The following is a 12,099-nucleotide window of genomic DNA, read 5'->3' on the forward strand; positions in this document are numbered from 1 at the left end:
CAGGATCAGCTCCTTGACCTCGGCCCAGGTGCGGTCGAACGTCTCGCGCCCCCGGACATAAGTGTCGCGGTTGAACTCGCGGTAGTCGGCCTCGTAGATGCCGTTCACCTGCTCTCCGGCCTGGCCCACCATGGCGGTCAGTTCCTGACGATAGGTGGTCATAAAATCGCCGAAATAGGCCTGGATCACATTGGCCAGATCGGTCTGCTGACCGGCCTCGAAGCGGGTGATGATGGCGCGGACGGCATCCCATTCAAACCGCATCTCGGGCAGGCCGTCGCGGCGACGGGCGGTATTCTCTCCATCCTCGACGCTGGCGAAGGTGGAGTAGAGCATGTCGAAGAACCGGCCCGTCGAATCGAACTCCAGGAAGGTCGCACCCAAGGGCACCAGCAGGATATCGGCAGCAGCCAAGGCGTTGATCGTCAGGTAGCCAAGGGCAGGGGGCGTGTCGATGATGATGATGTCATAATCGTCCACCACCCCGTCATGGGTCAGCCCGTTCGACAGCGCGTCCCACAGCGGCCAGCCGCGCAGGCCCATCCGCCAGACCGGCACCTGGAATTCAGCCCAGTACAGGTTCAGCTGCGCGCCGAGCAGGTCGATATTGGGCCAGTGAGTCTTCTGGATCAGGTCGCGGGCGCCGATCTTGAGCGCCTCGGTCAGGGTCTCGTCGAAGGGCAGGGGGGGCTGGTTGCGGGCCTCGCGGACGCGGTTTTCATCTTGCAAAGCAAGGGCATAGTCCTTGGCCAGCAGTGGGAAGGCGGTGGACCATTCGTCCGTGACCTGCCCGCCCATGATCGAGGTCATGCTGCCTTGGCTGTCCAGGTCGATGACCAGCACCTTGTAGCCGTCCAGTGCCGCGGACATGGCCAGATGGGCGGCGGTCGACGTCTTGCCGACGCCGCCCTTGAAGTTCGCGACGCCAAGATCTTGGCCGGTAGGCCCTCGGGACGCCACGGGCGGTATTCGCGGTCGGCGGCACCTTCCTCGGCGAAGTGGTCGCGCAGGCGCAGGACGTCGTCCAGGGTGAACCATTTCGAGTTCCCCTCGCCGACGCCTTGGGGCAGGTCGGGGTTCTTGCGCAGCACGCGGCGGAAATGCGCGGTTGCGACGGGGATCAGATAGCGGCAGATCTCCCAAGTGGAAAAGCGGCGCAGGCGCTTGCGCCCGTCGGGGGCATAGCCGCGCTCTGCCAGGTCCTGCCGCCCGCGGGCAGCGAAGGCTGCGGCCTTGGCGAATCGGGCGGTGCCGATGGGCTCTGACAGGCGCTTTGCGGCACGGGCGGGGTCTATGCTGAAATAGGGGGGAAGCGGCTCTTTGCCTGACATCTCGTTCCTGCTGCGATGTATCGTGTTCCGAGGCGTACTGCACTTTCTATCGCACATCGATAGGCAGTTGGGAACAGAATTGCCCGGTTTCGCCGCGAAACCTTATCCAAATCAGGAAAAGCAGCCCCATAAAGCTTGTATCTTGTTTAGGGACTTTAGAGTCTTTGCGAATGATGATTCCTGATATTTCAATAACCTGTGCCTAATCAGGGACCCGGATACGGGGCGAAGGGGACCCTTCTGCGGGATGAGGGGTGCCCGCGAACGGGGGGAAGGGCGCCGATTCGCGGGTTGAGGGGTGCCGGGGAACGGGAGGGGCCTGTTTGGACCCGAAAAACCCTGCAGGAGGGCATTTCATGGCCCGCGCGATCCCGGAAATGGGTTCCTTTGGCCCGCCGCCGCCTGCCAAGGTGCCCGTCTGCGGGACCGCAAAAATCAGGGCAAGGGTGCCTGAAAGGCTGTTGCCGGAGGGTTCCTTTTGCGGCAGCATGGGGGCAGGCAGGACAATGGCAGACCTCATGGACGATATTCCCCGCGACCAGCTGTCCGGCGCGCTTAGACGTGGTGCGGTCAAGAAGCACGTGGCGGCGATCCATGTGTCGGGCAAGCTGACGCTGCTGCAGCGCAAGCTGTCCAACGTGCTGCTGCTCAATGCCTATGACACGCTGATGTCGCGGCCCAGCCATCAGATCGACGCGCGGACCTGTGCCTGATGATCGGGTACAACAGCAACGACATGGACACGCTGAAGCAGTCGCTGCGCGGGCTGGTGGAGACCGTCGCGGAATGGGACATGCTGGACGACAAGGGCCGACAGGAATGGGGCGTGTCCAGCCTGCTGAGCTATGCCAAGCTGAAGGGCGGGATCTGCGAATACGCCTATTCCCCGGCGCTTGCCGAGAAGCTGCACGACCCCAAGGTGTTCGCGCTGATCAACCTGAACATGCAGCGGCGGTTCACCTCCGGGCATGCGCTGGCGCTGTACGAGAACTGCTATCGCTTTGTGCGGACCGGATCGACGGGGTGGTGGCCGCTGGACCTGTTCCGGCGGCTGATGGGGGTCGAGGGGTCGGCCTATTACGAGGTGTTCAAGCAGCTGAACGCCAAGATCATCAAGCCCGCCGTGACCGAGGTGAACAAGACCAGCAACATCATCCTGACGCCCGAGACCAAGAAGCAGGGCAGGGCGGTCACCCATATCCGGTTCCTGATCAAGGAGAACCCGCAGCTGGCGATCCTGGACATGGACGACGGCGAGGGGGCGCGCCACGGCGAGGTCTATGTCCGGCTGCGCGCGCTTGGCGTCAGCGACCGGTTGGCGCGGCAATGGCTGTCGGCGCATGGCGAGGAGGTCGTGGCGGCCAAGCTGGATTATGTCGAGGCGCGGCGGAACGTGGTCAGCAAGGTGGGATACCTCAGCGCCGCGCTGGACGGGGATTTCGGTGCGCCCGACCCGGTGACGGTCGAGCCGCCCAACCCGCAGGCCGAACGGCTGCGCCGCATCCTGGAGGTGATCCGCCAGCGCACGCCGACGCAGCGCGACGCCGACCGGCGGCTGTTCCTGAGCCAGCTGACCGACCGCGCCGCGCGCGCCGATTTCGAGCGCCACGCTGGATGTCGCCGCTGAACGCCGCCCGGATCGGGGCGTTCTGGGAGGACATGTCGCCGGGTCTGTTCGGCTAGGGCATGACCAGCAGATAGCGGGTCGAGCGGCCGCCTTCGGGGCCGCGGCGCAGGATTCCGGCGGCTTCCAGTTCGGTCAGATCGCGCGTGGCGGTCGCGGCAGAGACGCCCGCGATGCGCCCGTAGGGGGCGGCCGAGATGCCTTGGGCCACGCGGGCCGGGCCTTCGGCGAACAGGCGGCGCAGGACGCGTTCGGCGCGTGGTGCGGGGCGGTGGCGCAGGAAGAAGGCGTTGCGCGCGACCAGGAAGCGGGCATCAGTGACCGCATCGTCGACCCCCGCGATCAGCCGGTCCAGGAACCACAGCACGAAGGGGGTCGCATCGATCGCGCCGCCCGCCACCTGTCGCCCGGCCTGCAGCGCCGCGTAATAGCCGCGCTTGTCGGCCTCTATCTGGCGCGACAGCGAGAAGGGCAGGGCGGCCCCGTCGCGCGCGAAGACATGTTCGACCAGAGCGCGGCCAAGCCGACCGTTGCCGTCCGAGAAGGGGTGGATGGATTCGAACCACAGATGCGCCAGCGCCGCGCGGATCGGGGCGGGGCGGCCGTCGGTCTGCAGGGCCGTCAGAAAATCGTCCATCATTGCGGGGACGCGGTCGGCGGGGGGGCGGCATAGAGGACCTCGTCCCGGCCGGCGGTCGCGCTGCGGGTGATGATTATGGCAAAGCGGCGCCAGCGGCCCTTGTCCTCGACCTCCAGCCCGTGGAACAGCAGGCGGTGCCAGTGCCACAGGGTGGGCGTGTCCAAGGGCGGCCCGCCCGCGCGGGCCTGCAGCATCAGGTCGGCGATGGCGTCGCTGCGCCGCACGGGTTCGGCGCCGCGATGGGCCATCGACGCCACGACCGAGGCCTGGACCTGGGCCGCGGGCAGGCTGGCCCCCTCGATCGCGAAGGAGGCGACGGCCTCGGTGGTGACGGCGCGCAGGAAGGCCTCGCGCCGTTCGTCGGGGGTCAGGGCGTGGTGCAGGCCGGTGATGGCGCCAAGACGTGCGGAAAACGCCGCCAGCCGCCCTTCGGTCAGGGACGGGTCGTGGCGGAAATTCGGCCAGGCATGGCTTTCCCAGATCTGCATGAGGGGATTATGGCGGTTATTCGCATCATGACAAGGCGTTTCATGATGCGAATAACCCGCGCAATCGCCTCAGCCGCGTTGCGCCACCAGCGGATGGGACAGCGCGGTTTCGATGCCGCGCAGTTCGGCCAGGCCTTTCAGCCGCCCGATGGCGGGATAGCCGGGCTGCGCCTTGCGGGACTGGTCGTCCAGAATGTCCTGGCCGTGGTCGGGGCGGAAGGGGATCTGCCAGTCGGCGCGACCCTGTACGCGGCGGCGGCTCTCCTCCGCCAGGATGGCGGCGATCATCGCGACCATGTTGGTATTGCCCTCAAGATGAGCGGCCTCGTGGAAGGACCCGCCCAGATGGGTCTCCTCCAGCGCGACGTTGCGCAGGTGCAGGAAATGCACGCGGTCGCCCATGCGGGCCATCATGCCGGGCAGGTCGTTGTCGGCGCGCGCGCCAAGCGATCCGGTGCACAGCGTGATGCCGTTGGCGGACAGGTCGACCGCATCCATGACGGCGCGATAGTCGGCCTCGGTCGACATGATGCGGGGCAGGCCCAGCAGCGGAAAGGGCGGATCGTCGGGGTGGCAGCACAGGCGCATGCCCAGCTCCTGCGCCAGGGGCGTCACCTCGGCCAGGAAATCGACCAGATGGGCGCGCAGGCGGGCGGGGCTGATGTCGTCGTAGCGCGCCAGGTGGTCCTTGACGTCGTCCAAGGTCATGCGTTCGGCGGCGCCGGGCAGGCCGAAGACCACGTTGCCGGTCAGCTGGTCGCGGCGGTCGTCCGACATGGTGGCCAGCCGCGCGCGGGCAGTTTCGGCGACCTGCGGGGCATAGTTGTCGGCGGCCCCGCGGCGCTGCAGGATGAACAGGTCGAAGGCCGCGAAATCGATCGCGTCATAGCGCATGCAGGTCGCGCCATTGGGCAGCCTGTAGGCCAGGTCGGTCCGCGTCCAGTCCAGGATCGGCATGAAGTTGTAGCAGATGACCCGCAGGCCCGCGGCGTGCAGGTTGCGCATCGAGGTCTTCCAGGCCTCGACATGGGCGCGCCAGTCGCCGGTCTGGCGCTTGATGTCCTCGGATACGGGCAGGCTCTCGACGACCTCCCATGCGAGGCCGGAGGGGGCGCCGTCGCGCATCACGGCCAGCTGGGCCTGGCGTTCCGCGATCTGGTCGGGCTGCCAGACCTGTCCGGTGGGGACGTGGTGCAGGGCGGTCACGACGCCTTGGACGCCCGCCTGCAGCATGTCGTCGACGGACACCAGGTCCTTGGGTCCGAACCAGCGCCAGGTCTGTCTCATGATTGGGTCTCTCTGTCAGCGAAGGAAAGTTGGACCTTGACCGATTGCGCGCGGTCGTAGGCGGTGCGGAACGCCGCATCGGCCTGGGTCATCGGGAAGGTGGCGGTGATGATCGGGCGCGGGTCGATGGCGCCCGTGCCGATCAGCGCGACGGCATCGGCGAATTCCGTGTCGAACCGGTGAGAGCCCGCGAACAGGATCTCCTTGCCGACCATCAGGTTCAGGGGCAGGGGCGTGGGCCCCGCGACGCCGACCTGGACCAGCGCGCCAAGCGGGCGCAGGCAGGCCACCGCGTCGCGGATGGCAGATGCTGCCGCCGAGCATTCGAAGACCAGATCGACCCGACCCTTGCCCTGTTGCCAGAGGGCCAGCCCCTGCGGGTCGGCCACGGGGTTCACGGCGTGGTCGGCGCCCATCCGGAGCGCGACGGCCAGCGTCGCGTCCTGGATGTCGGTCACGATGATCGTCGCGGCCCCGCGCAGGCGGGCCACCGCCACGCACAGCGCGCCGATGGGACCTGCGCCCGTGACCAGCACGGTCTTGCCGGTCAGGGGGCCGGCGATCGCCTCGGCCCGGTTGGCGGCGTGCAGGCACACGGCCAGCGGTTCCGCGCAGGCGGCGGCGCCGGGGGTGACGGTGTCGGGCAGGGGATGGCATTGCGCGGCGCCGATGGTCATGGCGTCGCGGAACATCCCCTGTTCGTGCGGCAGATACATCGCCGATCCCTTGAACCGCATCGCCATGCAGTGATGCGGCAGGCCTGTCTGGCAGAACTCGCAGGTCCCGCAGGGATGCGAGGGGTTCATCGCGACCAGCTGGCCCACGGCCAGCCCGGTCACGTCCGGGCCCACGGCCTCGACCCGGCCCGCAGCCTCGTGGCCCAGGATGATCGGTTCGCGCACGCGGATGGTGCCGATGCCGCCGTCCTGCCAGTAATGCAGGTCCGATCCGCAGATGCCGCCCGCCAGGACGGCGACGCGGACCTGATCCGGGCCTGGGTCAGGCAGGTCGGCGGTGGCGATGGTCAGGTCGTCCTGGCCGTTCAGGCGGACGCATCGGGTCTGGGTCATGGTGCCCTCTTACGGCATCAGGCGGTTGGGCAGCCAGGTGGACAGCGGCGGGAAATAGCTAACCATCAGCAGCATGATCAGGTTCGTGATGATATAGGGCGTGATCGCCCGGATCACCGGCGACAGTGGCAGGCGCGCGATGTTGGCGGCCACGAACAGGCACACCCCCACCGGCGGCGTGGTCAGCCCGATCATCAGGTTCATCACCGCGAAGACCGCGAAATGCAGCGGATCGATGCCCACGGCCAGGGCCAGCGTCTGCAGGGGCACGAACAGGATGATCAGCGCCGCGATGGTTTCCATGAACATGCCGACGAACAGCAGCAGCAGGTTGATCAGCAGGATCACCAGGAACTTGTTGTCGGTGATGGACAGCACCCCGTCGGCCAGCATCTGCGGGATGCGTTCCGACACCAGGATCCAGCCAAAGACGTTGGCCGTGCCCACCAGCACCAGGATCCCGGCAGAGCTGATGGCGCTATTGGTGATGATCCGCGGGATCGCCCGCAGGGGCAGTTCGCGATAGATGAACAGGCCCACCAGCATCGCGTAAAGGCAGGCCACGATGGCGGTTTCGGTGGGGGTGGTGATGCCGGTCAGAAGCCCGCCCACGATCAGCACCGTCATGGCGATGGCCCAGATCGCCCCGGTGAACGAGGTGAACAGTTCGCGCAGGCCCTGCCAGGGTTCGCGGGGAAAGCCGTGCTTGCGGGCCAGGATGACGGTGGTGACCATCATCGCAAGCCCCATCAGGATGCCCGGAATGGCGCCGCCCAGAAACAGCTTGCCCACCGACATGCCCGACAGCGAGCCCACGATGATCATCGGCACGCTTGGCGGGATCATCGGCCCCACCGTCGACGACGCCGCGGTGACGGCGGCGGAAAATGCACCGGGATAGCCCGCGCGTTTCATGCCGGGGATCATCATGCCGCCGACCGAGGCCACGTCGGCCACCGCCGTGCCCGAGATGCCGCCGAACAGCATGGAGGCCGCGATGTTGGCCTGCGCCAGCCCGCCGCGCATCCATCCGACCAGCGCGTTGGCAAAGCGGATGATGCGTTCGGTGATGCCGCCCGAATTCATCAGGTTGCCCGCCAGGATGAAGCCCGGAATGCACAGCAGCACAAAGCTGTCCATGCCAGCGTACATCTTTTGCGGGATCACCACCAAGGGGATGTCCGCGAACAGCAGATAGGCCATGGATGACAGGCCAAGCGTCACCGCCACCGGCAGGCCGATGGCCAGCCCCAGCACGAACACGCCCAGAAGCAGGGTCAGTCCCATCACAGGTCCTCCGATATCGGGATGGCGCGCCCGTCATGGCGGCCGGTCAGCATTTCGAAGACGCGCATCAGCGCCCACAGGCCAAGCGTCGCGAACAGGACCAGCATCGAGGCGTGCAGGAAATCCATCCGCCATCCCAAGGACGGCGCGGTCTGGCGCACGCCCACGCGGGTGTATTGCCACGCCGCCGCCAGCAGGCCGCAGGCGAAGAGCGCGGTCAGCACCGCGCTGGTCAGCCGCAACAGCCACGGCCAGCGGCCCGGCAGGCTTTCGCACAGAAGGTCCACGTTCACCATGTCGCCGCTGCGCAGTGCCAGCCCGGCCCCGAAGGCGCCGATGTAGATCAGGCAGAACCGGGTCAGTTCCTCGGTCCAGACGGGGGCGGTGGACAGGAAGGTGCGTGCAAAGACCTGCAGCAGGACCGATGCCGACAAAAGCAGGAACGCCGCGAGGATCAGAAGGCGGCACAGCCCCTCCAACCCCTTGAATGCCTGTGTCATGGGATGTCTCCGGGGGGCGGACGGGGCCAAATTGCCCCGCCGCCTTGCCATCAGTTGTTGAAGATCTGTTCGGCCAGCGGGCGGATGTCCGCGGCCACGGCACCGATCACCGCGTCGCGGGCGGCATCGGCAAAGGCCTGCTGGTCGACCTCGACGAAGGTGACGCCAGCGGCTTCCAGTTCGGCGACCAGTTCCTGTTCGTCGGCCATGAACAGCGCGCGTTCGAATTCCTGGGTGCTGTCGGCGGCGGCCTGCACGGCGGCCTGGTCGGCCTCGGACAGCTTGTTCCAGGCGTTCTCAGAGATGGTCAGATAGATCCAGGACCGGACGTGTTCGGTCAGGTTCACGGTCTTCTGCACCTCGTAGAAGCCGCCGGACTGGAACAGCGCCAGCGGGTTTTCCTGCCCCTCGATCGTGCCGTTCTGCAACGAGGTGAACACCTCGGAGAAGGCCATCGGCGTGGGGTTCGCGCCAAGCGCCTGCCAGGCGGTCACGAACAGCGGCACGTTGGGCACCCGCAGCTTGAAGCCGTTCAGCTCGGCCGGGGTGGTGATGGGGCGGTTGGCCGACAGGTTGCGCGGGCCGCGCGCGAAATAGGTCAGGGGGCGGATGTCGGCATTGGCGATGATCTCGGCCTCGATCTGGTCGCCGATCTCGCCCGCGGCGACGTCGTCCATGTGCTCCAGCGAGCGGTAGGCATAGGGCAGCGCCAGCAGCGCGGCCTTGGGCGCCCAGTTCTGCAGGCTCTCGCCGGTGATGGTCATGTCGGCGGTGCCCAGCTGCATGCCGTTGATGACGTCGATCTCCTTGCCCAGGGATTCGTTGGGGAACACCTGGACCTCGACCCGGCCTTCGGTGCCGGCGGCGACCTCTTCGGCGAAATGCAGGGCGGCCTGGTGCCAGATGTTCTCCTCGTTGGCCAGGTGGCCCAGCTTCAGCGTGACGTCGGCGGCCATCGCAGTGCTGGTGGTCAGGGCCGCGGCCAGGGTGATGGCGATCATGCGGGTCGGTGTCATGGTGTCCTCCTCCAAGGATTGTCCGGCGGGGCCGGGATCAGGTGAAATAGTCGGGGCAGTCAGCCCGGATGACCGGCAGGTCGTCCAGGATGCCGCGCAGGTGGGTGCGGATGGCGGCCTCGGCGCGGGGCGCGTCGCCCGCCCGGATGCCCGCGACCAGCGCGCGATGCTGGTCGATCAGGCGGTCGACGGGGAAATGCCGGCTGGACAGAAAGCGCACGCGATCCATCTGGGCCTTCATCTCGACCACAACGCGCCAGGCGCTGGCCTTGCCGGCGCTTCGGCCAAGGTGCGGTGGAATAGCTCGTCCGCGTCGATGAAATCGCGGGCCGAGCCGCCGATCAGGTCCATCTGGCGGGTCAGCTGCCCGTCCAGATCGGCGATCAGCGCGGGGTCCGGGTCGGCGGCCAGCAGCTTGACGATGTCGGCCTCGATCGCCTCGCGCACGAAGCGCGCGTCCATCACGGCCGCCAGCGAAATGCGCGTGACGAAGGTCCCCCGCTGCGCGCGCACGTCCAGCAGGCCCTGGGCCGCCAGCGCGATGAACGCCTCGCGGACGGGCTGGCGGCTGACGCCGTATTGCTGGGCGGTCTCGACCTCGGACAGGCGGGTGTCGGGGGGCAGGACGTTGTCCATGATCGCCGCGCGCAACCGGTCGGCCAGCTGCGACGCCGCGTTGACGCGGGTCTGGGGCAGCGGCTCGGGGCGGGTCCGGAACGGCGTGGCCATGGTGATCTCCTCCGCCGCCGTTGATACACTATACTACCATACCAGTAAAGGGCGTTTTCGGGATGCCGGGTGCGGGTGGGCGCGCTATGCTGGGCCGGAACGGACACGGAGGGCGTGATGACGGTCACGAATCAGGACGAGCTGGAGGGGTTGCAGGCCATCGGCCGCATCGTGGCCACGACCCTGCAGACGATGGCCGGTGCAATGGAGCCGGGCATGACCACGCGCGAACTGGACGGCATCGGCCGCGCCCTGCTGGAGCGCGAGGGCGCCGTGCCCGCGCCCGAGGCGACCTATGGCTTTCCCGGCGCGACCTGCATCAGCGTCAACGAGGAGATCGCCCACGGCATTCCCGGCGACCGGGTGATCGCCGCGGGCGATCTGGTCAACATCGACGTATCCGCGTCCAGGGACGGGTTCTTTGCCGATACCGGGGCCAGTTTCGGCATGGGCGCGGTGGCGCCCGCCATCGACCGGCTGTGCCGCGACGGTCGGCGCGCGATGCAGGTCGGCATCGCGCAGGTGGGCGCCGACAAGCCGCTGGACGGGATCGGCAACGCCATCGGCCGGTTCGCCGCCGCCCGCGGCTATACGCTGATCCGCAACCTGGCCAGCCACGGCGTGGGCCGCGCCCTGCACGAGGTGCCCGAGGTCATCGCCACCTGGCCCACCAAGGGCGACCACCGCCGCATCGATCGCGGCCTGGTCCTGACGGTCGAGCCGTTCCTGTCGCGCGGCGGTGTGCGCGCCGCCGAGGGGCGTGACGAATGGACCCTGTTCAGCCAGCCGCGCGCGCCCGTCGTGCAATACGAACACACCGTCGTCGCCACCGACCGCGGCGCGATCATCGTCACCCTGCCGCACTGACCGCCCCGGACGGCTGCCCACGGATCGGGCAGTTTGCTGCAGCACCCCCCGGCGCGGGCGGGCGGGGCTTGCCATCGCTCCGCGCGCGGTCGTCAGTGGCGGGATGGAGCGGCTGTCAATCATCGTGGTCGAACGCGACCGGGACCGGGCGATCAGGATCGTCGACGGGCTGCGTGCGTCCGGCGACCACCAGATCACCGTCATTGCCGAGCAGACGGGCCTGGCGCGGCGCATCGCGCAGGCACAGCCCGACATCGTGCTGATCGACGTGGCCGACCCGTCGCGCGACGTGCTGGAGGAGCTGGCGCTGGCCTCGGGGCCGCTGGACCGGCCGGTTGCGATGTTCGTGGACCGGTCCGACGAACAGCTGACCCGCGCCGCGATCGAGGCGGGCGTGTCCGCCTATGTCGTCGACGGGCTGCAGCGCGACCGGATCAAGCCGATCCTGGACGCGGCCATCGCGCGGTTCCACCTGTTCCACAAGATGCGCGCCGAACTGGCCGCCACCAAGGCCGCGCTGGAGGAGCGCAAGATCATCGACCGCGCCAAGGCCATCCTGATGAAGGCGCGCGGCATCGACGAGGAGGCGGCATACGTCCTGCTGCGCAAGACCGCGATGGACCAGAAGCGCCGCGTGGCCGACATCGCCCAGCAGCTGGTGATGGCGGCGGGGCTGCTGACATGACCGACCGCCTGCGCCTTGGCTATGTCCCCCTCACCGATGCCGCGCCCCTGATCATCGCCCGCGAACTGGGTTTCGCCGCCGAGGAGGCGCTGGACCTGGACCTGGTCCGCGCGGGCAGTTGGGCGCAATGCCGCGACATGCTGGGCACCGGAGCCGTGGTCGCGGCGCACATGCTGGTGCCGCTGCCCATCGCGCAGGGGCTGGGGCTGGGCCCGGCCTTCCCCGACCTGGACCTGCTGATGATCCTGTCGCAGGGCGGGCAGGCCATCGCGGTGTCGCGGGCGATCGCCGCGCGGCTGCGCGAGCAGGGCCACGGGTTCGATTTCCGCGACCCGCGGGCGGCGCGCGATGCCTTGGACCGCGCGCATCCGGGGCCGCTGCGGTGGGGTGCCGTTCCCGTTCTCGACCCAAGCCGAGCTGGTGCGGCACTGGCTGGACGGGACCGCGCTGGCGGGGCGGCTGTCCATCCACACAGTGCCGCCGCCCGCTGATGGCCGATGCGCTGGCCGCCGGAGAGGTCGACGCCTATGCGTCGGAGAGCCCTGGGCGTCGCGCGCGGTGGACGCGGCGTGGGC

9 protein-coding genes and 4 pseudogenes are annotated in these 12,099 nt (G+C 68.2%); 4 read left to right on the forward strand and 9 right to left on the reverse strand.

The annotated features are described in order from the left end of the window. Positions 1 to 1,331, reverse strand: a pseudogene (locus TY51_RS19045) (AAA family ATPase); the annotation flags it as partial. Between the two features lie 518 nt (positions 1,332 to 1,849). On the opposite strand from TY51_RS19045, the pseudogene TY51_RS19050 reads away from it, so the two are divergent. Next, a pseudogene (locus TY51_RS19050) lies at positions 1,850 to 3,014 on the forward strand (replication initiation protein). On the opposite strand, the gene TY51_RS23780 reads toward TY51_RS19050, so the two are convergent. The 8 genes and pseudogenes from TY51_RS23780 to TY51_RS19085 form a co-directional block, all read right to left on the reverse strand. Next, positions 3,011 to 3,595 (reverse strand): Fic family protein, encoded by a 585-nt coding sequence (locus TY51_RS23780; protein WP_231559151.1) that lies wholly within the window; start codon positions 3,593 to 3,595, stop codon positions 3,011 to 3,013. The pseudogene TY51_RS19050 and the gene TY51_RS23780 overlap by 4 nt on opposite strands. Further along, a complete protein-coding gene (locus tag TY51_RS23785; protein ID WP_231559152.1) occupies positions 3,592 to 4,083 on the reverse strand; it encodes a DUF4172 domain-containing protein in 492 nt (163 codons plus the stop codon). Before TY51_RS23785 ends, TY51_RS23780 begins: the two co-directional genes overlap by 4 nt. 69 nt (positions 4,084 to 4,152) lie before the next feature. After that, a complete protein-coding gene (uxuA, locus tag TY51_RS19060; RefSeq protein ID WP_042252815.1) occupies positions 4,153 to 5,370 on the reverse strand; it encodes a mannonate dehydratase in 1,218 nt (405 codons plus the stop codon). After that, complete coding sequence (locus TY51_RS19065; protein WP_042252817.1) at positions 5,367 to 6,440, reverse strand: L-idonate 5-dehydrogenase; 1,074 nt, start codon at positions 6,438 to 6,440, stop codon at positions 5,367 to 5,369. The genes uxuA and TY51_RS19065 overlap by 4 nt, the downstream gene beginning before the upstream one ends. A 9-nt stretch (positions 6,441 to 6,449) precedes the next feature. Next, a complete protein-coding gene (locus TY51_RS19070) occupies positions 6,450 to 7,727 on the reverse strand; it encodes a TRAP transporter large permease (RefSeq protein WP_042252818.1) in 1,278 nt (425 codons plus the stop codon). Next, positions 7,727 to 8,227, reverse strand: coding sequence for a TRAP transporter small permease (locus tag TY51_RS19075; protein ID WP_042252820.1), 501 nt, complete (start codon positions 8,225 to 8,227; stop codon positions 7,727 to 7,729). The genes TY51_RS19070 and TY51_RS19075 overlap by 1 nt, the downstream gene beginning before the upstream one ends. A 50-nt stretch (positions 8,228 to 8,277) precedes the next feature. Next, positions 8,278 to 9,243, reverse strand: coding sequence for a TRAP transporter substrate-binding protein (locus tag TY51_RS19080; protein WP_042252821.1), 966 nt, complete (start codon positions 9,241 to 9,243; stop codon positions 8,278 to 8,280). A gap of 37 nt (positions 9,244 to 9,280) precedes the next feature. Further along, positions 9,281 to 9,972 (reverse strand): annotated as a pseudogene (locus TY51_RS19085) (GntR family transcriptional regulator). A gap of 117 nt (positions 9,973 to 10,089) precedes the next feature. Here TY51_RS19085 and map point away from each other — a divergent pair. The 3 genes and pseudogenes from map to TY51_RS19100 form a co-directional block, all read left to right on the forward strand. Further along, positions 10,090 to 10,839, forward strand: a complete 750-nt coding sequence (gene map / locus TY51_RS19090; protein ID WP_042252823.1) for a type I methionyl aminopeptidase — start codon at positions 10,090 to 10,092, stop codon at positions 10,837 to 10,839. Between the two features lie 103 nt (positions 10,840 to 10,942). Then, positions 10,943 to 11,524: an ANTAR domain-containing response regulator gene (locus TY51_RS19095; protein ID WP_042252824.1), complete on the forward strand. Its 582-nt coding sequence runs from the start codon at positions 10,943 to 10,945 to the stop codon at positions 11,522 to 11,524. After that, positions 11,521 to 12,099 (forward strand): annotated as a pseudogene (locus TY51_RS19100) (ABC transporter substrate-binding protein); the annotation flags it as partial. The gene TY51_RS19095 and the pseudogene TY51_RS19100, both read left to right, overlap by 4 nt.

Source organism: Paracoccus sp. PAMC 22219 (assembly GCF_000787695.1).
GTDB lineage: Bacteria > Pseudomonadota > Alphaproteobacteria > Rhodobacterales > Rhodobacteraceae > Paracoccus.

Excerpts from the sequence above, each read along its gene's own strand:
- TY51_RS23780 (WP_231559151.1), bottom strand. The coding sequence starts at position 3,595 with ATGATGGACGATTTTCTGACGGCCCTGCAGACCGACGGCCGCCCCGCC.
- TY51_RS19080 (WP_042252821.1), bottom strand. The coding sequence starts at position 9,243 with ATGACACCGACCCGCATGATCGCCATCACCCTGGCCGCGGCCCTGACC.
- TY51_RS23785 (WP_231559152.1), bottom strand. The coding sequence starts at position 4,083 with ATGCAGATCTGGGAAAGCCATGCCTGGCCGAATTTCCGCCACGACCCG.
- TY51_RS19065 (WP_042252817.1), bottom strand. The coding sequence starts at position 6,440 with ATGACCCAGACCCGATGCGTCCGCCTGAACGGCCAGGACGACCTGACC.
- map (WP_042252823.1), top strand. The coding sequence starts at position 10,090 with ATGACGGTCACGAATCAGGACGAGCTGGAGGGGTTGCAGGCCATCGGC.
- TY51_RS19075 (WP_042252820.1), bottom strand. The coding sequence starts at position 8,227 with ATGACACAGGCATTCAAGGGGTTGGAGGGGCTGTGCCGCCTTCTGATC.
- TY51_RS19070 (WP_042252818.1), bottom strand. The coding sequence starts at position 7,727 with ATGGGACTGACCCTGCTTCTGGGCGTGTTCGTGCTGGGGCTGGCCATC.
- uxuA (WP_042252815.1), bottom strand. The coding sequence starts at position 5,370 with ATGAGACAGACCTGGCGCTGGTTCGGACCCAAGGACCTGGTGTCCGTC.
- TY51_RS19095 (WP_042252824.1), top strand. The coding sequence starts at position 10,943 with ATGGAGCGGCTGTCAATCATCGTGGTCGAACGCGACCGGGACCGGGCG.